Annotated in this window: 19 protein-coding genes; 5 read left to right on the top strand and 14 right to left on the bottom strand. The window is 53.8% G+C overall.

Annotated elements, in window-relative coordinates:
- Positions 1-6: 6 nt before the first annotated feature.
- Positions 7-828 (bottom strand): purine-nucleoside phosphorylase, encoded by an 822-nt coding sequence (locus tag LX66_RS27855; RefSeq protein WP_145719654.1) that lies wholly within the window; start codon positions 826-828, stop codon positions 7-9.
- A gap of 281 nt (positions 829-1,109) precedes the next feature.
- Here LX66_RS27855 and sucC point away from each other — a divergent pair, with 281 nt between their 5' ends.
- The 3 genes from sucC to LX66_RS27840 all read left to right on the top strand — a co-directional run bounded on the left by sucC (position 1,110) and on the right by LX66_RS27840 (position 4,008).
- On the top strand, positions 1,110-2,324 hold the full coding sequence (gene sucC, locus LX66_RS27850) for an ADP-forming succinate--CoA ligase subunit beta (protein WP_145719652.1): 1,215 nt from the start codon (positions 1,110-1,112) through the stop codon (positions 2,322-2,324).
- 211 nt (positions 2,325-2,535) lie between these two features.
- Positions 2,536-3,546 (top strand): DUF4407 domain-containing protein, encoded by a 1,011-nt coding sequence (locus LX66_RS27845; protein WP_145719650.1) that lies wholly within the window; start codon positions 2,536-2,538, stop codon positions 3,544-3,546.
- 54 nt (positions 3,547-3,600) lie between these two features.
- Positions 3,601-4,008 (top strand): OsmC family protein, encoded by a 408-nt coding sequence (locus tag LX66_RS27840; protein WP_145719648.1) that lies wholly within the window; start codon positions 3,601-3,603, stop codon positions 4,006-4,008.
- Here the strand turns inward: LX66_RS27840 and LX66_RS27835 are convergent.
- The 5 genes from LX66_RS27835 to LX66_RS27815 all read right to left on the bottom strand — a co-directional run bounded on the left by LX66_RS27835 (position 4,005) and on the right by LX66_RS27815 (position 6,112).
- Positions 4,005-4,622, bottom strand: coding sequence for a SprT-like domain-containing protein (locus LX66_RS27835; protein ID WP_145719645.1), 618 nt, complete (start codon positions 4,620-4,622; stop codon positions 4,005-4,007). The two genes, LX66_RS27840 and LX66_RS27835, sit on opposite strands and share 4 nt — an antisense overlap.
- A 6-nt stretch (positions 4,623-4,628) precedes the next feature.
- Complete coding sequence (locus LX66_RS27830) at positions 4,629-5,015, bottom strand: hypothetical protein (RefSeq protein WP_145719643.1); 387 nt, start codon at positions 5,013-5,015, stop codon at positions 4,629-4,631.
- Positions 5,008-5,247: an AtpZ/AtpI family protein gene (locus tag LX66_RS28710; RefSeq protein WP_145719641.1), complete on the bottom strand. Its 240-nt coding sequence runs from the start codon at positions 5,245-5,247 to the stop codon at positions 5,008-5,010. Before LX66_RS28710 ends, LX66_RS27830 begins: the two co-directional genes overlap by 8 nt.
- Positions 5,198-5,644 (bottom strand): bactofilin family protein, encoded by a 447-nt coding sequence (locus tag LX66_RS27820; protein ID WP_145719639.1) that lies wholly within the window; start codon positions 5,642-5,644, stop codon positions 5,198-5,200. The genes LX66_RS28710 and LX66_RS27820 overlap by 50 nt, the downstream gene beginning before the upstream one ends.
- A 66-nt stretch (positions 5,645-5,710) precedes the next feature.
- A complete protein-coding gene (locus LX66_RS27815) occupies positions 5,711-6,112 on the bottom strand; it encodes a hypothetical protein (protein WP_145719637.1) in 402 nt (133 codons plus the stop codon).
- A gap of 153 nt (positions 6,113-6,265) precedes the next feature.
- On the opposite strand from LX66_RS27815, the gene porW reads away from it, so the two are divergent.
- Positions 6,266-9,316 (top strand): type IX secretion system periplasmic lipoprotein PorW/SprE, encoded by a 3,051-nt coding sequence (gene porW, locus LX66_RS27810; protein WP_145719635.1) that lies wholly within the window; start codon positions 6,266-6,268, stop codon positions 9,314-9,316.
- Between the two features lie 194 nt (positions 9,317-9,510).
- The gene (locus LX66_RS27805; RefSeq protein WP_145719633.1) at positions 9,511-11,895 is read left to right on the top strand and encodes a transglycosylase domain-containing protein; all 2,385 of its coding nucleotides are present in this window, start codon (positions 9,511-9,513) and stop codon (positions 11,893-11,895) included.
- Position 11,896: 1 nt separating this feature from the next.
- Here LX66_RS27805 and LX66_RS27800 read toward each other — a convergent pair whose 3' ends face one another.
- The 8 genes from LX66_RS27800 to LX66_RS27765 all read right to left on the bottom strand — a co-directional run bounded on the left by LX66_RS27800 (position 11,897) and on the right by LX66_RS27765 (position 25,996).
- Positions 11,897-13,342 (bottom strand): carbon starvation CstA family protein, encoded by a 1,446-nt coding sequence (locus LX66_RS27800; RefSeq protein ID WP_145719631.1) that lies wholly within the window; start codon positions 13,340-13,342, stop codon positions 11,897-11,899.
- An 11-nt stretch (positions 13,343-13,353) separates the two neighbouring features.
- Positions 13,354-15,351 (bottom strand): FAD-dependent oxidoreductase, encoded by a 1,998-nt coding sequence (locus tag LX66_RS27795; protein WP_145719629.1) that lies wholly within the window; start codon positions 15,349-15,351, stop codon positions 13,354-13,356.
- 17 nt (positions 15,352-15,368) lie between these two features.
- The gene (locus LX66_RS27790; protein WP_145719627.1) at positions 15,369-16,823 is read right to left on the bottom strand and encodes a RagB/SusD family nutrient uptake outer membrane protein; all 1,455 of its coding nucleotides are present in this window, start codon (positions 16,821-16,823) and stop codon (positions 15,369-15,371) included.
- Positions 16,824-16,851: 28 nt separating this feature from the next.
- Complete coding sequence (locus tag LX66_RS27785) at positions 16,852-20,112, bottom strand: TonB-dependent receptor (protein WP_145719625.1); 3,261 nt, start codon at positions 20,110-20,112, stop codon at positions 16,852-16,854.
- Between the two features lie 280 nt (positions 20,113-20,392).
- The gene (locus LX66_RS27780) at positions 20,393-21,574 is read right to left on the bottom strand and encodes a FecR family protein (protein ID WP_158642787.1); all 1,182 of its coding nucleotides are present in this window, start codon (positions 21,572-21,574) and stop codon (positions 20,393-20,395) included.
- Positions 21,575-21,665: 91 nt separating this feature from the next.
- Positions 21,666-22,268: an RNA polymerase sigma factor gene (locus LX66_RS27775; RefSeq protein WP_145719621.1), complete on the bottom strand. Its 603-nt coding sequence runs from the start codon at positions 22,266-22,268 to the stop codon at positions 21,666-21,668.
- Positions 22,269-22,345: 77 nt separating this feature from the next.
- Complete coding sequence (gene yidC / locus LX66_RS27770) at positions 22,346-24,190, bottom strand: membrane protein insertase YidC (RefSeq protein WP_145719619.1); 1,845 nt, start codon at positions 24,188-24,190, stop codon at positions 22,346-22,348.
- A 147-nt stretch (positions 24,191-24,337) separates the two neighbouring features.
- On the bottom strand, positions 24,338-25,996 hold the full coding sequence (locus LX66_RS27765; RefSeq protein WP_145719617.1) for a CTP synthase: 1,659 nt from the start codon (positions 25,994-25,996) through the stop codon (positions 24,338-24,340).
- Positions 25,997-26,096: the final 100 nt, after the last annotated feature.

Below are 26,096 nucleotides of genomic sequence, written 5' to 3'. Positions count from 1 at the left end.
ATATAATTAGCTGTTGGCTACTAGCTCCCTGAAAATATGTGTCAGCCTGGGGGCCGCTGCTGCAGCAGCTTCCAGCACTTCCGCATGGGTGATCACATTTTCCTCCTCCCGTATACCGATATCCGTTATCACGCTCATAGCAAACACCTGCAGGCCGGCATGCACCGCCACGATCACTTCGGGCACCGTGCTCATGCCCACGGCATCGCCGCCAATGATATGCATGTATTTGTATTCCGCCCTGGTTTCAAAGGTAGGGCCCTGCACGCCTACATATACGCCGGTATGCACGGGTATATTGCCGGCGGCGGCAATTTTCTGCGCCCGGTCGATCAGCGCCCTGGCATAAGGCTCGCTCATATCCGGGAAACGGGGCCCCAGGGTATCCTCGTTGCGGCCGCGCAGCGGGTGCTCCGGCTGCAGGTTGATGTGGTCGCGGATGATCATCAGGTCGCCCACCTTAAAAGCGGGGTTCATACCGCCGGCGGCATTGGAGATCAGCAGTGTATGAATGCCCAGCGCCTTCATGACCCTTACCGGGAAAGTGACCTGCTGCATGGACAGTCCCTCGTAATAGTGGAACCTGCCGGCCATCACTACTACCGGGCATCCCTGCATGTAGCCCAGGATCAGGCGGCCCTGGTGCCCTTCCACGGTGGAGGACGGAAAATGCGGAATATCCCCGTAGGGGATCTCCGTACGGTCTGTAATATCCGATACCAGGCCGCCCAGGCCGCTGCCCAGTATGATGCCTATGGCCGGCTGCAGCGTGGACTGGCTGCTGATATAGCCCCTGGCCATGGCTATTTGCTGTAAAAGGTCACTCATGTATGCAAGTTGTTAGTTACTTTCCTGCCGCGCAAAGTTATTTTTAAATTCACAAACCCTGTGGTTTTATATTTAAATCATAATGACCTATTTTAGCGCAAATTTTTTGACTGATGAAACCGGGCAGGTGAAACATTGCTTACTTTAAGAAAGATAATGTGCATGCAAGGTTCCTTCCGACCTAAAAAAACAAAAACATTATAAGGATGAAATGCGCATAATCATTGAATAATGATTGTGCAAATTCCATGTGACCGTTAAAAAAATCAAATATATTTCACATGAATTTACATGAATACCAGGCGAAAGAACTGTTAAAAAAATATAACGTACCGGTTCAGGAAGGCATCCCGGTAGATACGCCGGAAGCTGCAGCCGAAGCTTACAAGCAACTGAAGGTGCAGTTCGGTAATGAATTTGCGGTGGTAAAAGCCCAGATACATGCCGGCGGCCGCGGTAAAGGCAAGATCCGGGGTACGGAACAGACAGGCGTAAAGGTGGGCAAAAATGCGGAAGACATCAAGACCATTGCCGGTAACATACTGGGCGGCGTGCTGGTGACCATACAGACAGGCCCCGCCGGCAAGCTGGTAAACAAGGTGCTGGTAGCCCAGGACGTGTATTATCCCGGCCCCAACCCCGTTAAGGAGTTTTACCTGTCCATCCTGCTGGACCGCGCCAAAGGTCAGAATGTGATCATCTACTCCACCGAAGGTGGCATTGATATAGAAGAAGTGGCCCATAAAACGCCCGAAAAGATATACAAGGAATGGGTATTCCCCGGCGGACTGCTGCAGCCTTTCCAGGCCAGGAAGATCGCCTTTAACCTGGGTCTGAAGGGGGAAGCCTTCAAGAACATGGTGAAATTCGTGACCAGCCTGTATAACGCCTATGTAGGCCTGGACGCGGCGCAACTGGAGATCAACCCGCTGTTCAAGACCAGCGACGAAAAGATCATTGCCGTGGATTGTAAGATGATCCTGGACGATAACGCCCTGATGCGCCACCCCGACCTGGAAGCGCTGCGCGATATCACCGAAGAGGACCCGACCGAAGTAGAAGCCGGCAAATACAACCTGAACTTCGTAAAACTGGACGGTAACGTGGGCTGTATGGTAAACGGCGCCGGCCTGGCTATGGCCACCATGGACATGATCAAGCTGAGCGGCGGCGAGCCGGCCAACTTCCTGGACGTAGGCGGCACCGCCAACGCCCAGACCGTGGAAGCCGGTTTCCGCATCATCCTTAAAGACCCGAAAGTAAAGGCCATCCTGATCAATATCTTTGGCGGCATTGTACGTTGCGACCGTGTAGCCCAGGGGGTGATCGACGCCTACCAGTCCATCGGCAACATCACGGTGCCCATCATTGTGCGCCTGCAGGGCACTAATGCAGAAGAAGCCAAAAAGCTGATCGAAGAAAGCGGCCTGAAGGTGCAGTCTGCCATCCTGCTGAGCGAAGCCGCAGGTTTGGTGAACAAGGCGGTGAGCGCGTAGATAAGTAACGAAGGAAAAAATTAAAAATAAAAAAAGTGAGGCAGCCCTTCGGTATGGAGGAGCTGCCTTACTTTTTTAAGACTGTATGTCTCTTTATTTTTCTTTTTTACTTTTTACTTTTCATTTTCCCCTACCTTTACACTTCCATCCTTTATATACCCTGCTTTCCGCGGGGAAGCAGACTTTTATGCTTATTGTTAAAGTCTGAGTAATGCAACGTTTACGATCCTTCTTTCTATTCTGCTCCGGAGCGCACCTGCCCATGCTGAAAAGGGCGCCTGTGGAAACCAACAAGTATGCCGGCATCGGGGGCACCATCTTCTTCACCGGCCTGCTGGCCGCCATATCCGGCGGGTACGCACTGTGGACGGTATTCAATTCCCTGTGGGCCGCCTTGCTGTTTGGTCTCATCTGGGGGTTGATGATCTTTAACCTGGACCGTTATATCGTGTCCAGTTTAAAAAAGCGGGACCGCTTCCTGCAGGAGTTTGCCATGGCCCTGCCCCGGCTGGTGCTGGCCCTGCTCATTGCCATCGTGATCTCCAAACCGCTGGAGCTGCAGGTGTTCAACAAGGAGATACAGGCAGAGCTGATCACCATGGAGCAGCAGGTGTACAAAACCCAGGAGGATAAAGTAAAGGAGCGCTACCAGGCGCGTATGAACGAACTGCAGGCGGACATTGCCCGGCTGAACGCCGCCATACAACAGCAGGCCGCCAGAAGAGATACGCTGGCGCTGATCGCCCAGCAGGAAGCAGACGGCACCGGCGGCTCCCGCCGCCGCAACCTGGGCCCCATCTACAAAGCCAAAAAAGCGGACGCAGACCGGGCAGCGGCGGAGCTGGCGGATATTACCGCCCGCAACCAGCAACTGATAGCCGCCCACCGGCAGCAGCTACAGTCCATAGACTCCATTATGAAGGCCGACATACAGCAAATGGGCCGGGGCCGGCTGAACGGGCTGGCCGCCCGCCTGGATGCCCTGGGCCGGCTCACGGACCGCAGCGCCCCCATCTGCTGGGCCAACTGGTTCATCATCCTGCTGTTCATTGCCATAGAATGCGCCCCGGTGATCGTAAAGCTGATTTCGCCGCGCGGACCTTATGACGACCTGCTGCAGCAGCATGAACATGCTTTCGAGATACACCGGAAACTGCGGATGGCCCAGCGGGAAATGGACTACGAACGGCGCATGGAGCAGGAAAAGGCGCTGGCCGGCTAAAGCGATGAACGCGGATTTTCCTTATCTTAAGGAACGGATCAAATCCCTTCTTATATGCAGGTGCATCTTAAAACCATTCATGACAGCAGCGCTGCCGTGGCCTGGGCAGGCCCCCGCACGGTGGTAGTGGACCGTACGCCACGGGAAGGCGGCCAGGGTATTGGGTTCAATGGCGGGGAACTGCTGCTGATGGCCATCGGCGCCTGCTACTGCAATGACCTGTACCGCGATGCCGCCGCCTTTGACGTGCAACTGGAACAGGTGGAGATCATTGTGAACGGGGACTGGGGCGGCACGCCCGTACATGCACAGAACGTGCGGTACGATGTAAAAGTACGCGCCAATGCCTCCCGTGAGCAGGTCGAGGCGCTCCTGAAGCACACGGACCAGCAGGCGGAAGTGCTGCACACCCTGCGCACCGGTACACCATTGAAGCTGAACAGCTATGAAATCAGCCGTTAGCTGGCCAGTTCTACCTCGTAAATAGGACTGAAAAGATAAATGCGGTTGGTAGCCACCTCCTCGCAGCGGTAACGCTTCCGGATCCGTTCCCCTTTCCTGAAAATACGGCCGTCCCTGGTTTTAAATAACTGGTGGAGGGGTAGCTGCTCTACAAAAAAATGATTCTCCCTGCGTTTGTCGTACTGCTTCAGCACGCGCATCAGGTTATCGTCCGCGCAGGAGCTGGCGGCCGGGTTGTGCATGCTTTGCCGCAGGGCCGCTTCCACATCCTCCGGCAAATAGCCCTTGCCTACAAACTGCCGCAGTATTTTCGAGAATTCCTGTTTCCATTCCTTGCCGTGGGAGGGCACGCTGTTGGCGTATTGTATAAAGGTCACCAGGTGCGCTATTTCATGCAGCAGGGTGATGAGGAAGGCGTATTTGTTCAGGTTGCCGTTTACGCTGATGCGGTGCCCGCCCTTGCGGTCGGGATGCCGGTAGTCGCCCAGGAGGCTTTGCCGCTCACGGGTAATGGTCAGGTGCACTTTAAAGGTGGTAATATAGGCCATTACCTGCTCAAAAGTGCCGTCTGGCAGGTAGGCAGCGAGTGCATGTAAAGGCGCTTCCTGCTTCACACCGGTTCAGGTTTTCTTTTTAAGCAACTTGTACAGGCTGAGCGTTTCCAGCACGGTGTAGATCACGTACAGGAACATCCAGGTAAATATGGTGGCCTTGCTTACATCCGGCCGGGTGATGAGCACATAGGCCGTGATGCCCACCATGCACAGCATCAGCTTGCTGAAGGTGGAGGCATACACCATACGAACGAACACATGGTTGTTGGCAGCCGCCAGTCCGCGGCGGCTAAGGACATAAGATAGCCCCGTTATACCTGCCAGTACCAGGTTACCGGCCAGCAGCACGTTGTAGTGCATGCCGGCATCCAGCAAACGGGGCTTTAGTAATATGAAGGCTCCATTCAGGATGGAGAAAACAATGAACAGTCGGATAAAAAAACGGTCACTCATTCCGCCGGGTGTCTTTTATAATTTGCCACAAAAGTAGGGTTAAAGCCAGTAAAGAAAAAATGATCAGGAACACAGGGAACGACCATCCTGTCCGCTGGTCCAGTTTATAACCAACGAATACTGCCAAACCCAGTGTGGCCATCATCTGAAAAGCCAGCCCGGCGTAACGTAATAACAGGTAATTACGCTTCTTCTCCTGTGGTGGCTTCTTCCTGGACGAAGGTTCTTTCATGTTTATCTTTCACGGACTCGTTCTCCTCGGCATCCATATAACAGCGGCCGTTGAACTTGGCCGTAGGCTCCATTTCAAAATGGGCGGTGTATACGTCTCCCTTTACCATAGAGTTGCCCTTCAGGAACAACAGCTCCTCTACCTTGATGATACCGGTCACCTTTCCCAGGATATCCGCGCTCTGGCATACCAGGTCGCCGGTGATCTCGCCTTCCGGACCTACCACGATCTTTGCTTTGGTAGATACCAGGCCGCTTACCTGTCCATCAATACGGATGTCTCCTTCACACACAATATCGCCCTGGATAGAGGTGCCACTGCCTATGATATTCACATTGGAAGAAGGCAGTATGGTCTTGCTTTCGCCTTTCGAATTACGGTTGTTGTTGTTAAACATAGGTTTTCAAGTGTTTATTCGGTTTTTCAATTCAGGGATGAAGTTAAAAAAATATTAACAATTAAACTAATAAGTACTATTATCTACCTTAGGCACTTTCAGCATGGTGCTATCCAGCTTACCGGTAAAGTCGCCATTAATGACCTGTTTGATGTTGTTAAGGTACTGGTCGCGGGCTATGATTGCACTCTCCAGCGAATCCGTGCGCATTTTAAGCTTGATGAATTCCTTGCGTTGTTTCAGGTCGCCGTAGCCCGGTATGTAATACCGCAGCGGGGTAAATACCACCGTAGCCACGGTAATGGCCACCAGCAACACAAACAGCGTACTCAAAGCCACGTACACGCTCATTCTCGACAGTTTGAAAGAAGTTACCTCTTCGTAGGTATCGTCATTCATGATCACCAGCCGGTACTTATGCCGGATTCTCCCCAGCTCCCTCCCCGTTTTTTTATTACGCTTAGCCATATCGATTTTAAGTCGGCTAAAATTAAACAATTATATTATAAATACAGGCCCAAATGGAAATTCTCTCATTCCCTGCGGGTAAAAAAATAATCCTATCTTTAAAATATTTTTTCACATAAACAGTTATAATAGTAGCCTATACACCCGGCATCCATGAATCGCGATCGATCATTATTATATATCATTCCCCGCGCTGTAAGTTTCTTATTAGTCGTTACCTGTCCTATAGCGGTGTTTGCCCAGAGCAAAGCCCCCGTGAAAACCCAGACGGCTCAAAAGGTGGAGGACAGAAGACCGCCCTCCGAAAAACTGGCCGAGAAGCGCTTTACCTGGAACCGCAAGGTGATGCAGAACCTGGTGACGCGCTATAACTATTATTATAATGCTAAAACAAAACTGGACGGTGTTGTAAAGAACATCGCCCGGCAGGGCCTGGACAATTACAATGACCTGCTGCCCTTCTACCCCTACAGCCTGCAGGACCAGGGCCTGAACGAGAATGAGCTGGACTCCGTGATACTAAAAGCATCCGTAGCCATCCAGATCCATGACCCCCGCGGCAAATGGATAGATGATTGCTACCTGCTGATAGGCCGCGCATATTTTTATAAAAGCGACTGGGAGAACGCCCGCAAGACCTTCCAGTTCATGAACCGCAGCTTTGCGCCCAAGAAAAAAGAAGCATACAACACAGTGGTAGGATCTGCCGAAAATGATCATATTTCCATCGCCACCAAAGAAAAAAGGAAAGGCGTTATCGGCCGCCTCAAGCACAAAAGCGTGCGCAACGACGCTTTTCTGTGGAATGCCCGGACCCTGCTGGAAGAAAAGGAATATGACGAGGTGCAGAGCCTCCTGAACGTGCTGGAAGCCGATCCCAACTTTCCCAGGCGCCTGAAAGGCGACCTGGCCGAGGTACGCGCCTACAGCTTCTACAAGCAGGGCATGTATGCCGAGACCATGACGCCCCTGCGCACGGCCATCTCGGCCAGCGATAACCGGGAGTCCCGGGCCAGGATGTCGTTTATACTGGGACAGTTGTACGCCCGGCAATTACAGGCAGACTCCGCCATGGACATGTTCCGGGAAGTGATCCGCCAGAAGCCGGACCCCATGATGGATTTCCAGGCGCGGGTGCAGATAGCCAGGCTCAATGTGCAGGACGGCAAACCCGGCTCCCTGGAGAGCAGCATGGCCGCCCTGCGCAAAATGGCTAAAAAAGAACGCTATATCCCCTTCCGGGATGCCATTTATTATACCATGGCCGACCTGGTGGCGGCCAAAGACCCGGATGCAGCCATTAAATTCCTGATGCAGTCCCTGAAACAGGAGAGCAACAACCCCATGCAAAAGACGCTTTCCTTCAAAGCAGTGGCGGACATCTATTACAACCAGCGCCAGTACCGGCAGGCCAAAGACTATTATGACAGCACCGCTACCGTAATGCCGCAGGATTTTGCGGATGCCGGGGTGGTGAACGTGCGCAAAGCCGTGCTGGGCGACGTAGCTACCCGGGTAGATGCCATTGAGCGGGAAGATAGCCTGCAGCATATTGCCGCCATGCCGGAAACAGAGCGCCAGGCCTTCCTCGAGGACATGGCCGCCAACATCCGCAAAGCGGCCGAGGAAAAGAGAAAAGCAGCAGCGGAAGCCGCCGGGGACAACCGCAGCTATAATGATAATAATACGCTGGCCATGAACGGCGCCTTCGCACAGGGAGGCCCCAACGGCGGCTCCGGTCCTGCGGACAGCCAGGGCGACTGGTATTTTTATAATGCCGCCAGCAAATCATCCGGCTACTCCGAGTTCAAACGGCGCTGGGGCAACCGGCAACCGGGCGATAACTGGCGCAGGAGCCAGCAAAGCTCCGTCAATTTTGCCGGCAACCAGCCGGAGGGCCAAACCACAGACTCCCTGATGGCCGCTGCCAGCGCTCCCGGGGAAGCCGCCGGGCTGCCCCCGGACAGCGTTACCGCACAAAGCCTGGCCACAGGTCTACCGCTTACACCGGACAAGCTGGAGCAGTCCAGGAACATACAGATGGACGCCTGGTTTGAGCTGGGCAAGCTCTACCATGACAAGCTGGACGCCACCGAACTGGCCATTGAAGCATATGACACGCTGCTGTACCGCTTCCCGGACCACCCACGCAAGCCGGAAGTGCTGTACTCCCTGTACGTATGGCACGGCAGCCTGAAGAACCATACCGCCCAGGCCAACAGGTATAAGGATATGGTGCTGAGCCAGTACGGTAACACCAATTTTGCCAATATCATCCGGTTCGGCGCCCTGAAGGACGTGGACGAGGAAAAGAAACAACAGATCTCCACTGCCTACGATTCCGCCTATGTGGCCTACCGCAGCGGCCGGTATGAGCTGGCCCTAGAAAGGAAGCGGCAGGCAGACTCTACCTTTGGCTTTAATTACCTGCAGCCCAAATTTGACTTGCTGGAAGCCATGGTCATTATAAAGACAGATACTACCGATGTGCTCACCGATTCCCTTTTCCTGGGCAAAAAAGCGGTGGAGGCGGTGATCAATAAATACCCGGGGAACGAAGACGTACGTAAGCAGGCAGAAGCCCTGCTGGACGCCCTGAACCGGAAAAAGGAGCTGGTAACCTACCTGGCCCAACTGCAACTGCAAAAAAGAGATTCCGGCGGCACCATGGTGGATGAGGATATCGCTATCCGCTACCCCTGGCAAACGCCGCGGCCCAATTTTGATTCCGTGCAACTGAAAAGGAACAATCCCACAGACCCTACGGTGACGGCCGACGTAAAAGTGGCGCCGCCGCCGCTGAAACCGGTAAAACCGCTTACTCCTTATAAGCTAAGCGCCACCAACCCGCATTTTGTAGTGCTTTCCTTCAAAAGGGTATCAAAAGTGCTGCTGGACGAGGGCCTGGACAAATTTACCCGCTACAATGCCGCCAGGCACGCGGCAGACCATATAGAGGTGGGCAGCTTTGTGCTGTCGCCTACGGAGGTGATGCTGGTGTTCCGCCTGTTCCCGGACGAGAACAAGGCACTGGACTATTTTGACGAGATACGCGTGGAAGCGCCCGCCAATATCATCCCGCGCATACGGCCCACAGATTACAGCATGTTCGTAATATCCAGGGACAACTTTATCCTGCTGAACAGCACCAAGGACCTGCAGGGCTACGTGGAATTCTTTGACAAGAACTACATTACGCAGTGATCCTGCTTTCTCACAATCCTAAAGCCCTGTTAAATAGGGGTTAAATCCTGGCAATTTTTCATAGTTTTGCCTGATTGTTGCACTTAATTTATTTATAATATTAATAGATGAAACCGAGCATAATAAGCATTTCTCACAAAGGGGCATATTAAGGCGAGGTTCCATCTGACCAATAAAAAGACAGATATTAACAGATGAAACGATCCGTAAAAATATTGTGGACCGTAGTACTGGGCCTGCTGGGTTTTTTCTTCCTGCTATTGTTCCTGATCAATTTCCGTATTATCGGCAATATGCCGTCTATGGAGGAATTGGAGAACCCGAGGGCATCCCTGGCTTCTGAGGTAATTGCAGAGGACGGCACCATACTCGGCAAATACTACCAGGTAGACCGGTCCAGCTCTGATTATAACGAGATATCTCAAAATGTGATCAACGCCCTCATTGCTACCGAGGATGAGCGCTTCTATGATCACTCCGGTATAGACGCCAGGAGCACCATCGCCATCCCCTTTTACCTGATGGTAGGTAAAAAACGTGGCTCCAGCACCATCACCCAGCAGCTTGCACTGAACCTGCAAACGGACAAGAGCGGGCGGCAACGCGCCAGCAATCCTGTACTGCGCGCCTTCCAGAAGCTGCAGGAATGGCTGATTGCCATTAAGCTGGAAAGGAACTTCACCAAACAGGAGATACTGACGCTATACCTCAATACGGTAGCTTTCGGTGATAACGTATACGGTATCGAGAACGGCGCCCGCACCTTTTTCAGCAAAGATGCCGGTCACCTTTCCGTGGAAGAGGCCGCTACCCTGGTGGGCATGCTCAAAGGCAACACCATCTTCAACCCGCGCCGCAACCCCGCCGCATCCCTGATGCGCCGGAACACGGTGATAGACCAGATGGAGAAGAACGGCTATATCACCACTGCACAGGCCACGGCCGCCAAAAGCCGGCCTATCGTGCTGCGCTACAACAAGATAGACCATAACAAAGGCCTGGCGCCCTACTTCCGCGAAGTGCTGCGCGATGAGCTGAAGGACTGGTGCGAGGAGCATAAAAAGGCGGACGGCTCCAACTACAACCTGTACCGCGACGGCCTGAAGATATACACCACCATCAACCCCCGCATGCAATTGTATGCAGAAGAAGCGGTGGCCAAGCACCTGCAGGACCTGCAAAAGGTATTTTCCGTGCAAAGGGACATCAAGACCGGCAGCGCCTGGAAGAACTGGCAGAAATACCTGGACCGCTACATGAAGGAATCCGAGCGCTACCGGAGCATGAAAGAAGAAGACGCTACCGATGCGGAGATCAAAAAGGCGTTCAATACCCCGGTAAAAATGAGGGTGTTTGCCTGGAAAAGCACTACCGACTCTGACCTGAACGAGATAGACACCGTGATGACGCCGCTGGACTCCATTAAATATATGCGCGCCATTTTACAGGCAGGCTTTATGGCGATGGACCCCGAGAGCGGCGAAGTGAAGGCCTGGGTGGGCGGCCCGGATTTCCGTTATTTCAAGAACGACCACGTGTCCCGCACCCGCAGGCAGGTAGGCTCTACCTTCAAGCCCTTCCTGTATTGCTTTGCGCTGATGAACGGCATGTCGCCCAACACCATGCTGCCCAACGAACCGATCACCATCGGCAACTGGACGCTGAGCCGCAACTCCGAAGGCAGTGTGGGTGGCAACATTACCATGGCCGGCGCGCTGGCCCGCTCACTGAACCTGGTATCCGCCTACCTCATCAAGCAATTGGGGCCCCGCGCATTTGCCGATTTTGCAAAGAACAAAATAGGTTTCAGCAGTGATATTCCTCCCTACCCTTCCATTGCGCTGGGCACCCCGGAGATATCCCTGTTTGAAATGCTGCAGGCATATACCATGTTCCCGGCCAGGGGCATCATTACCAAACCGATCTATATTACCCGCATAGAAGACCGGAACGGCAATATCCTGGAAACTTTTGCCCCCGTAAAACGGGAAGTGATCAGCGAGAACGAGGCGTATACCATGGTGAAGATGATGCAGGGGGTTACCACCACCGGCGGCACCGGCTCCCGCCTGCGCTACCGCTACCATATAGAGGGAGAAGTGGCCGGCAAGACCGGTACCACCAACGATAATACGGACGGCTGGTTTATGGGCTATACCCCGCAGTTGCTGGCCGGCGCCTGGGTAGGTTGCGAGAACAACTTCCTGCGCTTCAGCACCACGGCAGTAGGCCAGGGCGCCAATACCGGCCTGCCTATATGGGCGTATTTCTTCCAGAAAGTGTATGCGGATAAAACACTGAAAGTAGACAACAAAGCCAGCTTCAACATTCCGGCTACGCTGCACAATGATATTTACCTGAACTACAATTCCAACGTACAGCCGGGCGCAGAAGCGGAAGATGTAGGCTCCGGCAGCGCCAGCGATTACATTGATGTAAGCGACTATGGAGAACCAACGGCACCTGCGCCGGCACCGGAAAACAATAAACCGAAAGAAAGCGGCAAGGAGAAAGAGAAACCGAAGGAGAACAGGCAGCCGAAAGCTACTTATCCGCCGGCACCCAACGGGAATAATTAATTTACTTCCCCGCCAGTTTATACACACTGCCATACCTGTTCACCTCCCGCACCACCGGCACCAGCAGCGCCACGCCAGCGGCCAGCCCTGCTATATAAGACGCGTTTACCGGCAGCGAAAAACCCTCCGGCGCTACCAATATATAGGAGACCGTAGCTACCGTCATTACAAAGGCAGGTACCAGCGCCACCCAGTAAAATTTGCGCTCCCGCACCAGGTACATGGTGATGGTCCACAGTACGATCATGGCCAGGGTCTGGTTGGTCCAGGCGAAATAGCGCCACACGATCGCAAAATCCAGTTGAGTTAACAGGAAGCCCACCGCGAACAGTGGCACGGTAATCCATAAACGTTTTTTCAGGGAGGCCTGCTCCAGTTGCAGGAAATCTGCAATGATCAGCCGGGCGCTGCGGAAAGCTGTATCGCCCGATGTAACAGGAGCCGCTACCACGCCCAGGATGGCCAGTACGCCGCCTATCCTGCCCAGCAGGGAACGGGATATTTCATTTACTGCCCAGGCGGCATTACCGGCATGCTGGTCCATAGTGGCGTTCAGCTCCCGGATACCGCCGAAAAAGCTCATGCTGATGGCGGCCCAGATCAGCGCTACAATACCCTCCGTCACCATAGCCCCGAAAAAGATGCCCCTGCCCTGCCTTTCATTCCGGATACAACGCGCCATCAGCGGCGACTGCGTGGCATGAAAGCCGGATACCGCGCCGCAGGCAATGGTAATGAGCAACATGGGGAACACCGGAAACTTGTCCGGGCGTATGTGCATGTTCTCAAAGCTGCCCAGGGTCAGCTCCGGCACCGGCAGGCGATTATACACCATCATCACCATAATGCCTGCCGCCATGAACAACAGCGTAACACCAAATACCGGGTATATCCGGCCGATCAGTTTGTCGATGGGCAGAATAGTGGACAGTACGTAATAAATGAAAATAAGGGCGGTCCAGAAGAAAGTGCCGCCAAAGCCGTTCGTCAGGTCACTGAGTATCCTGGCCGGTCCCATAATGAAAACGGTACCTACCATAATGAGCAGCACTACAGAAAAGCCACGCATGAACTGCCGGACGCCGTTACCGAGGTAAATGCCGGATATCTCCGAAAAGCTCTGCCCATCATGACGTATGGACAGCATGCCTGAAAAATAATCGTGTACACCGCCGGCAAAAATGCAGCCCAGCACAATCCATAAAAAAGCTACCGGTCCCCACATGGCGCCGGCCACCGCCCCAAAAATGGGACCGAGGCCGGCGATGTTCAGGAACTGGATCAGGAATATCTTCCAGCCGGGCATCACGATATAGTCCACCCGGTCTGCCCGTGTTTCTGCCGGCGTTTTCCGCTGCGGGTCCATGCCGAAGATCTTTTCACAAACGCGGGCGTAAATGAAATATCCTGCCAGTAAAAGAAAGATAGAAGCAAAGAACGTGATCATGATATATCCGGTTATAGCTGTTCCAGCGGAATGAACAGCACAGCATCTGCCACTACCGTTCCGTCCGCGCCTTCATTCGTGATCTCCACGTAGGCATGGCCGCCTTTGGTCAGTTGTACATCGCCTAAAGATACCCATTCCCCGGAAGTTTGTCCCTGCACCTGCACAGATGCCGCAGTATAAGATACGGACCGGGTGCTTTTACCATCTTCCGATACACGGATACTGGTACGGGATGAAAGGCCGGCATGCTTGGGCACATAGGTGTAAATGCGGTAACTGCCGCTGCGCAGCACTTCCGGCGTAAAGCGCACACTTTTGGCGCCGCCGCTTTCAGCTACCAACACGGAAGGGCCATAGGCGCCCCTCGTCTCTTTTTTCCAGTCGCCTGTTTTGGTCACATGCGCCGCATCGTCATTGTCCACCAGTATCTCTGCCGTAGCTTCGGTAGCCAGCGGACGCGTGCGCAGCAGTTCCTGCAGCTTTGCCACGTTCACGTCCTGCACGGGCTGGTTGTTGTCAATAGCCAGGGATGCGGCGGCTGCAGCGGATTGTCCCAGCACCATAAACACAGGCTCCATACGGATAGAGCCGTAGGCAATATGGGAAGCGGAGAGACAAACGGGCACCAGCACATTTTTGCAGTCCTCCGCTTTGGGAATGATAGACCGGTAAGCAATAGGATAAGGACCAAAGCCGCCGATCTGCACATCGCCCTCATTTTTCACCATGCCATCCACTACAATGCGCTGGCAGTTATGGGAGTCCATGGTATAAGCAGCCATGCCCACACCATCTTTTACCACTTCCTTCCCCTGGCAGTTGGCCTGCGTCATTACATAGGCGCCTACCATTCTCCTGGCTTCCCGCACATACATCTGCGGCGACCAGTGGTCGGATTCCGGGTATTCATCCTTCGGGTAACCCCATTGCAGCATTTCCTTGCGCAGGTGCTCCGGCATGCGCGGATCATGGCCGATGAAATAAAGCAGCCCTTTGTTGTACAGCTCATGCGCCTTCGTGATCTTTTCACGGGTGGCGTAATCCGCTTCCGGGTAGTCGTAGTTCATACCGATCATGTCCGTAGAAAAGGCGCCGTTATTGTTGATATCCGTCTTGTGGTTCGGCATATGGTCTATCTTCAGCATATCCCGCAAGTCGCCGGGCTTCCGCCTGAGCACCAGCCGCAGCAACAGCTCGTAACGGGTGGAGTCATAGTCCTCCGGCCTGGTGATGGGTATCCGGTTAGCCGGGTCATTGCTAAGGCATATCCTGAAGTTGTAGGCCTGCACTTTTTTATCGCCGCTGCCCCGCGGTTCCAGGGGACCTGGGCTGATGCCCCACAGCAACCCGCTTTCCGGCTTGCCGGGCACTTTGTAGGGATCAATACCGTCTACGAACTGGTGTTTGTTCAGGAGCTGCACGCCGTTATAGGTTTCGCCGTATTGCACATTGGCTTCCCGCCCAACGGTGTAGGAGATGCCGGCTTTGGCCAGCAGGTCGCCTTCGTAGGAACAGTCAATGAACATTTTGGCGCGGATCACAGCATGTTTGGGTGTGCCGCCGGTAGATGATTCCAATTGTATTTCGGTCACCCGGCCGTTCTCTTTTTTAGCAGCGGTGATCCGGTGCTCATACAGCACTTCCACATCTCCTTCCTGAATGTACTGCTGAAAGGTGCGCTCCGCCACGCCCGGCTCAAATATCCACTGCTCAAACTTGCCGTAATGCTTGCCGATACGGCGGTAAAAATCGCGGGAAAGGCCGGTAATGGCGTACTTGTTCCCGATATCCGTATAGCCCAGGCCGCCGGAAGTAAGGCCGCCCAACCGTTTGCCCGGCTCTATCACCAGCACGGACTTATTCATTTTCCTGGCGGTATAGCCGGCAATCACTCCTGCGGAGCTGCCGCCATATACGCAAATGTCTACCTCCTTTACCTGCTGCGCCGTCAGGCAACCCGTCAGCGCCAGCACGCAAAGCAATAATAATGTTAATCTTAAACGCATGGTCATCTTCGTTTTGTTTAATAGCCAGGATTCTGGTCTGTAGTTGGATCTATGGCTGTATTGTAATTGTATTCCGTAGTGGGTATGGGCCAAAGCAGGTGGCGCTGCGTCATTTGCTTGCCTTTTACCTCGGCTATCACTTCTTCGGCAATGCCCAGGCGCTTCAGGTCCAGCCAGCGCTTGCCCTCGCCGCAGTTCTCATATCCCCGCTCTTTCACTACCAGGTCAATGAAGGCCTGCTGGCTGGCATAATCCGCCAGTTGGAAATCCACCGTGGGATCGGCGGTGAGCGGGTTCCTGCCATAGGCGCGGCGGTGCACCATATTCAGTTTTTCCATAGCGTCTGCAGAGGGTGCGCCGTCTGCCTGCGCTACTGCCTCCGCGTAGAACAGCAGGATGTCTGCATAACGATACATGGGATAATCGTTACCGCCACCCGTAACGGCCTCCGGATCACTGAACTTTTTCAGCAGGATAGTGGTAGGTCCCAGGCCAAAGGTTTGCGGATACCAGTTAAAGGTATAACGCAGGTCATTCTTGTCCCAATTCTTAATGAAGCTGTTCTGCTCGGAGTCGCTGTAAAAAGTATAATAGCCGCCGGGAGGATAATACCCGGAATTGGGGTAGTGGCAAAAATGCGGGTAGGCAAAGTCCTGGCTGCTGGGATTGCGCGCATACTTGAGATAGAAGATCTCCTCCGGGCTGCCATTTGCATCCGGGCCGAAAAGATCGCTAAAATCATCGGCTACCGTCACATTTACCAGGGCAAACTTCCCGGAGCTGATCACTTCCAGGGCTTTGTCCCGGGCCTGGTCATACTGGTGCAGGTTCATGTACACATCCGTCAGTACCGCCTTGGCGGCCCATTTGGAAGGAGCCCCTACCAGGCGTGGCGCATCCGGCAGGTGCGTTTCCGCCCATTGCAGGTCTGCCAGCAGGAAGCTGTATACTTCCTGTTCAGACACCCTGGGCAGGTTCAGGGAATCCATGTTGGTTTCTGTGCGCAGCGGCACGCCGCCCCAGTTACGCACCAGGTAAAAATAGCAAAGGCCTCGCATGAACCGGGCTTCTCCCAGGTATTTATCCAGGTCGGCCTCCGTCAGCTCCGTGCCTGCGGGCGCCTTTTCCAGCACAATATTAGCGTTGCGTATAGATTGGTATAAAACGCTCCACATACCATTGATACGGCTAATGTTCGTATTATCCAGCCCGTTATAGTCGTTCAGCGGCGCATGGCTGCCGCGGCCGTACAGGTATTCGCTGTATATCTCGTGCTGGCATTCGTACAAGGCGCCCAGAAGGCCGTCGCCCCTGATGGGAGCATAGATGGCATTCAGCCCGGCCTCCACTTCGGCAGGCGTATTATAGAAAACTTCCGCTGCAATGGACTTCGGGTGCTCTTCCAGCTCGCTGGTGCAGGCAGCCATCAGCAGTACGGTGCATATCAGGAGAAAGGATTGTTTGATGTTCATATGCGATCATTATAACGTGAAAAAAAGATCAGAATCCGCACCGGATACCGAAAGTAACGGATTTGTAAGTAGGATACACGGAATGGTCAATACCCTGGCGGATAGAGTTTGCGCCGCCATAGGCATTTACCTCCGGATCGTACCAGGAATACCTGGTGAACGTGATCAGGTTCTGCCCGCTGGCGTATACCTGCGCCGATTTTACCCAGTTCCAGCCCAGCTTGCGCACTGGCAGGTTGTAGGCCAACTGTATGTTCTTGAAGCGGAGATAGGAACCGTCTTCCACAAAGCGGGTGGACATGTTGCCGGCGAGCGTCCGGGTGATCTTCGGATACTTGGCATTCGGGTTTTCCGGCGTCCAGTGGTTCTCGTACACTTCTGCCGGCAGGTTCAGACCCATGCCCAGGTCCAGTGTAGCCGCCTTGTTGAGATTGAAAATGTCATTGCCCTGGGAGCCCTGTATAAACACGGTGAGCTCAAAGCCTTTCCAGCTCGTTACCGAGTTCAATCCGTAGATGAAATCCGGGTTGGGATCGCCGATGTAGGTCTTGTCCGCCGCGCTGATGGAGCCATCTTTGTTAAAGTCTTCATACATCAGGTTCCCGTCCTCCGTATAGCCGATCTCTTTATAGCCATAGAAGATGCCCAACGGCTGGCCTTCCCGGAGCAGGTTCGCATAATCGCTCAGGGAGCCGGTATAAATAACATCTCCATAAATATCCTGGCCTTCGTAGAGCTTCAGCACCTTGTTGCGGTTAAAGGAAATGTTGGCGTTCACGTTCCAGAACACGTCCCCTTTCAGGATGTTGGCGTCCACCCCAAACTCAAAACCTTTGTTCTCTATCTCGCCAACGTTCCGCAGGGTGATCTCGTAGCCGGTAGAAGCAGGCAGCCGTACCTCGTTCAGCAGGTTCGTGGTTTTCTTATGATAATAATCCAGCGTAAAGCGCAGGTCGTTCTGCAGCAGGCCGATGTCTGCTCCGATGTCGAACTGGCGGGTAGTTTCCCATTTCAGGTCGCCGGGCAGCGTAGTGCCGGGGGCGTAGGACACGTACAGCGCATCCCCGAAAATGGTATTACCGGCTGTCAACTGGTTCAACGTCTGGTAAGGATTGAGCGCCGTGCTGCCGGAAAGGCCGTAGCTGGTCCGCAGCTTCAGGTCGGAGATAACAGTGGAGTTCCGCAGGAAATCCTCGTTGGATACTTTCCAGGCAAGTGCCGCGGAGGGAAAGTTCTCCCACTGGTTTTGCATGGAATAACGGGAAGACCCATCACGGCGGATGCTGGCGGTAAAAAGGTATTTATCGTTAAAGGAATAATTGATCCTGCCCAGGTATGAAATCAGCGACCATTTGGCGTACCGGCTGTTGGGAATACCCGGTGTAGCGGCACTTTCTATGTCGCCGGTGCCGGTAACATCACTCAGGAACCCTGTGCCGGAAGCATTCAGCTCCGTAGTGGTATTATCCTGGTAAGTAAAGCCACCCATAACGCTGAAGGAATGCTGGTTGATATCCCGCTCATAGGTGATCACGTTCTCGTTCAGCAGGCCGGTTTGTTGCGTGGTTCTCACCTCTGCATAGCCAACGGAGTTCACGGTAGGTTCTATGTTGCGGTATAGGTCCACCCGGTCGTTCAGGTTGTCAATACCACCGGATATGCGGATGCTCAGGCCGTTCAGGGGCTTGATGGTAATGGCGGCATTGGAGAATACGCGGTCGCCCTGGATATTGTCCTGCTCTTCGTATATGCGCACCAGTGGGTTCACAATTACGTTGGAGATAAAGGGATAGGCGGTGTTCAGCCGCCTGTAGGAACCGTCCGGCAGGTAAGGCGTAAGGGAGGCCGGCGACATCAGCATGGCGGAGAAAAGATCATTCCCCCGGTTACCCGGGCTGGAATTTTTACGGGAGCTGTTCAGGCGCGTAAGGATCGTGTTCAAAGAAACGCTCACCACCTTGCTTACTTCATGCTCTATGTTACCGCGCACATTGTAGCGCTTGTAATCGCTGCCCCTTACAATACCATCCTGCAGGTAGGCGGCGCCGGACACGGAGAACCTGGTCTTGGAAGTACCGCCGTTCACCGTAGCGCTGATATTGTAGATGGGCGCATTGCGCAGCACCAGGTCCTGCCAGTCCGTGCCGGGGCTGCGGCCCAGGCTGTCTATCTGTGACTGGGTGAAATAAGGATCCAGGCCGTCGTTCTTAGCCTGTTCATTATACAGCAGGGCGTACTGCTGCGCATTCATCAGGTCCATCTTTTTAGACACGCTCTGTATGGTATAACCGGCATCCACATCTACGGTAGTAACGTCATTCTTCCGGCCGCTTTTAGTGGTGATCATCACCACGCCATTGGCGCCCCTGGAGCCGTAGATAGCGGTAGAGGAAGCGTCTTTCAGTATTTCAATGGAAGCAATGTCCGAGTTCTGCAGGAAAGTAGGATTGCCGTTGTACGGGAATCCATCTATCACATATAGCGGCTCGTTACCGCCCAGAATAGAGTTGGTGCCCCTGATGCGCACGCTGATGCTGCCGCCCGGCGATCCGTTGTTCTGCATGACGCGCACACCGGCGGCGCGGCCGTTCAGCGCCTGCATAACGTTAGTGGAAGGATAGGCGGTAATGTCCTTGGACTTTACCTGGCTCAGCGAGCCGGTGAGGTCGCTTTTCTTCACGGTGCCGTAGCCGATCACCACTATTTCATCCGTCAGCCGGGTATCCTGTACCAGGGCAAAATTGACCGGGCCATCCTCTTTTACCGTGGCTTCCTGGCTTTTGTAGCCCATATAGGACACCACGATCACCGCATTGCGCGGCACCCGGAGCCGGTAACGCCCTTCCCCGTCCGCACTGGCCCCCCGGTTGGTGCCCTTCACGGCCACGGTGGCGCCGGGCAGGGCCATCCCCTGGTCGCTGGTTATCTGCCCGGTGACATTCAGCAGGGTGTCCTGCTGTTGCAGCAAGCCGGACGAGCCGGGTGGCGAAAACGCCGCCTTTTGCTTGATCACAATGTTCTTTCCCACAATGGAGTAGGTAAGCGCCTGGTCTTTCAGGCAGGCCTCCAGCGCTTTTTCCAGCGGGGTGTTCTTCAGGTTCACCGATACCGCCGGCGCCTTGTCGATCAGCTTTTGATCATAAAAGAATACGTAGCCTGTTTGCTTTTCAATGTCGCGGAAAAGTTTCTCCAGGGAAGTGTTCTTCCCGGAAAGCGTTACATGCTGGGCATGCCCCTTTGCATAGATCTGCATGCATGCAGCTAACAGGATAATTGCGGAGAACTTCATAACAAGCAGTGTTTTGGTGATCAGTCGCCGTTTAAAATACTGCGCGCAAAAAGAAGTAAAATGCATAATTTTGGTTTGTTAGGGTAAATGAAATCCCCCCCGCGCGTAAAGCCGGGTACGTGGAAACAAGAAAACAGTTCATCGAGTTTGCCCTTACAATAGTGCCGGGTCCGAGTGCCATCGGGTCCGGTTATTTTTTAGGGCAATGGTGTTGGCGTTTTTTGCTAATGTTTGTTCATGTCACATGATTTTTTTCATTCGTGGTAATTTGTCTTTTAAGCTATGGTGTAATTACGATCTTGCGGTCTTCTACCCGGTAATGTACCCCGCTTAGCTCCAGTATTTTCAGCACTTCGGTAATACTGCTCCCCCTTGCTATTTTCCCCCCGAACTCCCTGTAAGGGATATTGCCTTCATAAGTAATCTCTACGTCGTACCAGCGGCCTATCTGGCGTATTACGCCCTCCAGCGGCTCGCGGTCAAAATTGAAATACCCGTTCTTCCAGGCCATTACGCCTTCTATGTCCACGCTCTTATTCACCGTCATTTTACCGGCGCTGCTCAACTGCGCCTGCTCCCCGGGCTGCAGCCGTATGTGCTCCCCGGCATGCTGCACCCGTACCGCCCCTTCCAGCAGCGTGGTCCGGATGCTGTGCTCATCGGGGTAGGCCATTACATTGAAATGGGTGCCCAGCACCTGCACGGCCATGTCGTTCACCTTCACTTCAAAAGGCATGGCCGGGTCTTTGGCGATCTCGAAATAGGCTTCGCCGGTAAGCTGCACTTCCCTGGCCTTACCGCTGAAAGCCGTGGGAAAGCGTAAAGAGGAAGCGGCATTCAGCCATACTTTGGAGCCGTCCGGCAGCACGATCCTGAACTGGCCGCCCCTGGGCGTGGACAGGGTATTGTAACGCAGCGCCGCACCATTTTCCCCTTTACCGGCTTTATAGGCCAGTTGCCCGCTGTTCAGCTTTATTACCTGCACGTTGCCCTGGCTGGCAATGGCGCCGTTGCCCACGCTGTCCAGTGTGATCTGGCTACCGTCTGCCAGGGTCAGCACGGCTTTATTGCCGCCGGGGCGCATCCCGGCCAGTGCGGCTTTTGTATCAGCCGGTAAGTGGCCCGGAGCGGCAGGCCGGGAAAAGTATAGCATACCGGTAACGGCCAGCGCTATGACGGCTGCGGCGGCGGCATAAGGCCATAATTTTTTCAGGAAAGGGGTACGGGCAGGAACCGGCACACCGGCCTCGCGCGCCAGGATAGCCTCCCGGATGGCCTGCATGCGGCCGGGATCGGAAAGACCATGTACGGCTTTATTTTCCAGCAACGCGGTCACCGCCTCTTCCCATTGCCGGCGCATGGCATCGTCCTGCAGGGAGTCCAGCAAGCGGGCGGTTTCCTCCCGGCTCAGGTCCTCGCTGAGATATTTTTCCAGTAATGTGGCAAATGTTTGCTGATCCATAACGCGGTTAATCATGTGGCCCAGGAGGCCGGTGACATTATAAAGACGCACAACCTGCTTACAGGGAGGTGCCGGTTTCAAAAAAAAAAATTTACTGCAGGAAAGACAGCGCCCAAAGGAGGATGAGCGCTTCAGAGGGATGGTTGGCCAGCGCTTTGCGCAGGGCGGCAATGGCCTGTACGATATAACTTTTAATGGTAATACGGGATACGCCCATGGCCGTTGCGATTTCCTCATGGCGCATGCCCTGGAAACGGCTGAGCCGGAAGGCCTTCTGCTGCTGGGGAGGCAACTGCTGTATGGTGCGCAGGATGGTTTGCTCCAGCTCTTTGAGCTCGGCCTTTTCATCGGCCCCGGCGCCGGCGGTATCCGGGAAGCAATGCAGGATATACTGCCGGTACTCCTGGCTGCTGGCCAGCTTGCGGAAACGGGTATAAACCAGGTTGCGGGCAGTAATGAAGAGAAAGCCTTCCAGCCGGCTCACTTCTCCCAGGCCGGCCCTTTTTTCCCAAAGCACGGTAAATACATCCTGTGCAATGTCCTCTGCAAGGGCGGCAGATTTAGTGAGGAGCAGGGCCGTGGAGTAAACGGCATCCCAGTAGCGTTCAAAGATAAGGCGGTATGCATGCTGGTCCCCGGCAGCGATCAGGCGCAACAGTTCAGGTTCACTTGCACTATGTGGAATTTTCTGCATACCCTTGTGTACGTATAGGAGATAATGTTAAAAGTAATAAAAAAAGCTATTACTTCCTACCTCCTACTGCATACTTCCTACTTCTTCTTGGAAGACGTACGCGGTTGCTGCATGGACTGCTGGCGCTTCTGCATTTCCTCCAGCCGCTCCTGCCACTTGGACCTGGATACCGGCTTTTTCTTGTTCTCCTGTATCCTTGCGTGGATCTTGTCGTGGTTGATCACAAAGGTCTGCAGCACCCATTGCAGCAGAATACTGATCACGTTGGACAGGAAATAGTAGAAGGTAAGGGCGGCGGCCGTACGGTTGAAGATTCCCAGCAGCATTACCGGGAAAATGTACGGCATGTACTTCATCACCGGGTTGCTCTGGTCCGTCATGCCCCTGTTATAAAAGGCCAGCACCAGGCTGGTGGCGGTCATGAGCAGGGTGAACAGGCTCACGTGGTTGCCGTAAAATGGTATGGTGAACGGCAGGTTCAGGATGGAATCGTAGGTGGAAAGATCCTTGGCCCACAGGAAGCTCTCCTGCCGCAACTCAATGGAAGACGGGAAGAAGCTGTACATGGCTACCAGGATGGGCAATTGCAGCAGGGCGGGCAGGCAGCCTCCCAGGGGGTTCACGCCTGCGCTCTTGAACAGCTTCATCTGCTCCATGCCAAAAGCCTGCTGGTCGTCGCCGTACTTGGCGCGCAGCTCATCCAGCTCCGGCTTCAGCACCTTCATTTTAGCCTGGGACACATAGCTCTGGTAGGTAAACGGAGCGATGATAAGGCGGATAAAGACGGTGAGCAGGATAATGATAATGCCGTAATTGCCGATAAAACCGCTCAGGAAGTTGAACACGGGGATGATGATCCACTTGTTCACATACTTCACGAAGGCGAAAATACCGGAGCCCAGCGGAATGATGTTCTCCAGGCCAATGCCAAAGGATTTCAGTGTTTTATAGTGGTTGGGACCATAATAGATCTCCAGCGGGTAAGTAAAGTTGTGGGTGTGGGTGTAGGGAATTTCCATTACGGTAAAGGTCTGCCCTACAATATTGCCGCTCTCCGGCACTTTGGTATTGATATCGGCGCCAGCCAGCGGCTCTTTCCGTGCAATAAAGGTGGTATTGAAGAACTGCTGCTTTACGCTCAGCCACTCCACTTTGCTGTCCAGCTTTTCATGGCTGGTGCGCTGCAGGGTGAAGTAATCGTGCTTGTCGTCCTCCACCAGGTTGTAATGCACCTGGTTATTGAGCCGCTCGTTCTCCATATCCAGCTCCTGCCGGTGCTGTTCCCAGTTCCACTGCAGGGCCAGGGTGTTTTGCGATGCCGGCAATACATTTTCCAGGCCTACGGCGTGGATGGTGTAATCCACCACGTATTTGCCGGGTTTCAGTGTATATACAAATTCCAGGTAAGCGTCTGCCTGGCCGTTTACGGGCAGGCGGTAACGCAGGGTCTGGCCGCCGTCTGCTTCCTTTTTTACCGGGCTGGCGGTAAAATACAGGTCAGCGGTATTTAATATATGATTATTGACCGGTATCTGCAGGGACAGGCGGTTAAAGGAGCCTTTTACCAGCATCAGGGAGTCGCCGCCGGAAGTTTTAAAGGATTTCAACTGTACCGTCTGGGGCTGGCCGCCTTTGTTGGTGAAAACGATCTTCACCAGCTCATTTTCCAGCGTAATATCCTGCTCCGTACCGGTAGCGCCACCGGCAAAAGCGCCATACTCGCCTGCCAGTTGCGCAGAGTCGGGCTGGCTGGCCACCTGGCCGCTGGTATCGGTAAATGTCTTCGGTTTGTTCAGGTTGGCAATGGAATCCTGCCGGGCCTTTTCCTTCAGGGCGGTTGCCTGCTGTTTCTGGTTAAAAACAATATACCCTACCAGCAGTACACCTAACAGGATAAAACCAATGACCGAGTTTCTGTCCATGAATGAAATACTATTAAAATTTAGGGAGCAAAGGTACGGTAAAAATGTGCTAATATGCTAATATGCTGATGTGTTAATGAAAATGCAACGAATAAATCGCTCCAATCCATTAGCGCATCAGCATATCAGCACACCGGTACATCAGGGTCAGTCGTGGTGCACAATCTTCTTTTCCTCCGCTGTTTTCACCTTTCCGTTCTTGCCTTCCGCGTATTGCTTGGCGGCGGCAATAAAATGTACAAAGAGGGGAGCGGGCCTTTCCACGGTGCTTTTCAGCTCGGGGTGGAACTGGCAGCCCACAAAGAACGGATGCTCAGGCAGTTCTATCATTTCCACCAGGGTGCTTTCCGGGTTGCGGCCGGAGGTGACCAGCCCGGCGTTCTCGAAATCGGCCTGGTATTCATTATTAAATTCATAGCGGTGGCGGTGCCGTTCGCTGATCAGGGTGCTGCCGTATATCTGCGCAGCACGGGAGCCGGGCTTCAGCTCGCAGGTATAGGCGCCCAGGCGCATGGTGCCGCCCTTGGCCGTGATCTTTTTCTGCTCTTCCATCAACCCTATCACCGGGTGAGCGGTTTCGGGATTCATTTCGGTGGAATGGGCATCCTTCCAGTTCATTACGTTGCGGGCATACTCAACCACCGCCATCTGCATCCCCAGGCAAATACCGAAGAAAGGCAGGTTATTCTCACGGGCGTAGCGGATGGCCGTGATCTTGCCCTCAATGCCACGATGGCCGAAACCGGGCGCTACCAGCAGGCCGTCCAGGTTCTTGAGCTTGTCGCATACATTCTCCGGCGTAATATGTTCAGAGTGAAGGTTTTGCACCACTACTTTACATTCGTTCAGTGCACCGGCATGTATAAAAGACTCCAGGATGGATTTGTAGGCATCCTGCAGCTCCACGTACTTGCCTATTAAGCCGATGGTTACCTTGGATTTGGGATACTTCAATTTGTCCAGGAACTCCCGCCATTTTACCAGCTCCGGCTCTTTTTCCACGGGCAGGTTCAACTTGCGCAGGCAGATCACGTCCAGCTTTTCCCGCATCATTTCCAGGGGCACTTCATAAATGGTGCCTACGTCATTGGCCTCTATCACCGCGTCTACCTGCACGTTACAGAACAGGGCGATCTTCTTTTTCAGATCGCGGTACATGGGCTCTTCCGTGCGGCATACAATGATATCGGGATGCACGCCGTTTTCGCTCAGCAGCCTTACGGAGTGCTGCGTAGGCTTGGTTTTCAATTCTTTAGCGGCACGCAGGTAGGGGATCAGCGTGAGATGCACCACCAGGCAGTCCTCCTCACCCAGCTCCCACTGCAACTGGCGCACGGCCTCTATATAAGGGAGGGACTCAATATCGCCCACGGTGCCGCCCAGCTCCGTGATCACGATATCGTACCTGCCGTCCTTGCCCAGCAGCAGGATGCGGCGTTTGATCTCATCTGTAATGTGCGGGATCACCTGTACGGTCTTGCCGAGGTAGGCCCCTTCCCGCTCCTTGTTGATCACCGTCTGGTAAATACGGCCGGTGGTCACGTTGTTGGCCTGCGAGGTAGGCGTGTTGAGAAAGCGTTCGTAGTGTCCAAGGTCCAGGTCGGTTTCGGCGCCATCTTCGGTTACGTAACATTCCCCGTGCTCATAAGGGTTTAATGTTCCGGGATCCACGTTGATATATGGATCAAATTTCTGAATTGTCACCCTTAAGCCGCGCGCCTGCAATAGTTTAGCCAGCGAGGCGGCTATAATTCCTTTACCCAATGAGGAAGTAACACCTCCCGTAACGAAGATATATTTTGCCATAAAAACTAAGTTCTGAAAAGATACCTGACCTATATAGGAAGCGCCGGACTATGTTTGGTGTAACCTGTTCCTATCAATCAAATGAAGAATTACTTCCGAA

This window comes from Chitinophaga japonensis (assembly GCF_007830125.1).
Taxonomy (GTDB): Bacteria; Bacteroidota; Bacteroidia; order Chitinophagales; family Chitinophagaceae; genus Chitinophaga; species Chitinophaga japonensis.
This window is presented reverse-complemented; position numbering and strand designations above follow the sequence as displayed.

Excerpts from the sequence above, each read along its gene's own strand:
- LX66_RS27830 (WP_145719643.1), bottom strand. The coding sequence starts at position 5,015 with ATGAGTGACCGTTTTTTTATCCGACTGTTCATTGTTTTCTCCATCCTG.
- LX66_RS27820 (WP_145719639.1), bottom strand. The coding sequence starts at position 5,644 with ATGTTTAACAACAACAACCGTAATTCGAAAGGCGAAAGCAAGACCATA.
- LX66_RS27775 (WP_145719621.1), bottom strand. The coding sequence starts at position 22,268 with ATGCAGAAAATTCCACATAGTGCAAGTGAACCTGAACTGTTGCGCCTG.
- yidC (WP_145719619.1), bottom strand. The coding sequence starts at position 24,190 with ATGGACAGAAACTCGGTCATTGGTTTTATCCTGTTAGGTGTACTGCTG.
- LX66_RS27805 (WP_145719633.1), top strand. The coding sequence starts at position 9,511 with ATGAAACGATCCGTAAAAATATTGTGGACCGTAGTACTGGGCCTGCTG.
- LX66_RS27845 (WP_145719650.1), top strand. The coding sequence starts at position 2,536 with ATGCAACGTTTACGATCCTTCTTTCTATTCTGCTCCGGAGCGCACCTG.
- sucC (WP_145719652.1), top strand. The coding sequence starts at position 1,110 with ATGAATTTACATGAATACCAGGCGAAAGAACTGTTAAAAAAATATAAC.
- LX66_RS27855 (WP_145719654.1), bottom strand. The coding sequence starts at position 828 with ATGAGTGACCTTTTACAGCAAATAGCCATGGCCAGGGGCTATATCAGC.
- porW (WP_145719635.1), top strand. The coding sequence starts at position 6,266 with ATGAATCGCGATCGATCATTATTATATATCATTCCCCGCGCTGTAAGT.
- LX66_RS28710 (WP_145719641.1), bottom strand. The coding sequence starts at position 5,247 with ATGAAAGAACCTTCGTCCAGGAAGAAGCCACCACAGGAGAAGAAGCGT.
- LX66_RS27795 (WP_145719629.1), bottom strand. The coding sequence starts at position 15,351 with ATGCGTTTAAGATTAACATTATTATTGCTTTGCGTGCTGGCGCTGACG.
- LX66_RS27785 (WP_145719625.1), bottom strand. The coding sequence starts at position 20,112 with ATGAAGTTCTCCGCAATTATCCTGTTAGCTGCATGCATGCAGATCTAT.
- LX66_RS27765 (WP_145719617.1), bottom strand. The coding sequence starts at position 25,996 with ATGGCAAAATATATCTTCGTTACGGGAGGTGTTACTTCCTCATTGGGT.
- LX66_RS27840 (WP_145719648.1), top strand. The coding sequence starts at position 3,601 with ATGCAGGTGCATCTTAAAACCATTCATGACAGCAGCGCTGCCGTGGCC.
- LX66_RS27815 (WP_145719637.1), bottom strand. The coding sequence starts at position 6,112 with ATGGCTAAGCGTAATAAAAAAACGGGGAGGGAGCTGGGGAGAATCCGG.
- LX66_RS27800 (WP_145719631.1), bottom strand. The coding sequence starts at position 13,342 with ATGATCACGTTCTTTGCTTCTATCTTTCTTTTACTGGCAGGATATTTC.
- LX66_RS27790 (WP_145719627.1), bottom strand. The coding sequence starts at position 16,823 with ATGAACATCAAACAATCCTTTCTCCTGATATGCACCGTACTGCTGATG.
- LX66_RS27780 (WP_158642787.1), bottom strand. The coding sequence starts at position 21,574 with ATGGATCAGCAAACATTTGCCACATTACTGGAAAAATATCTCAGCGAG.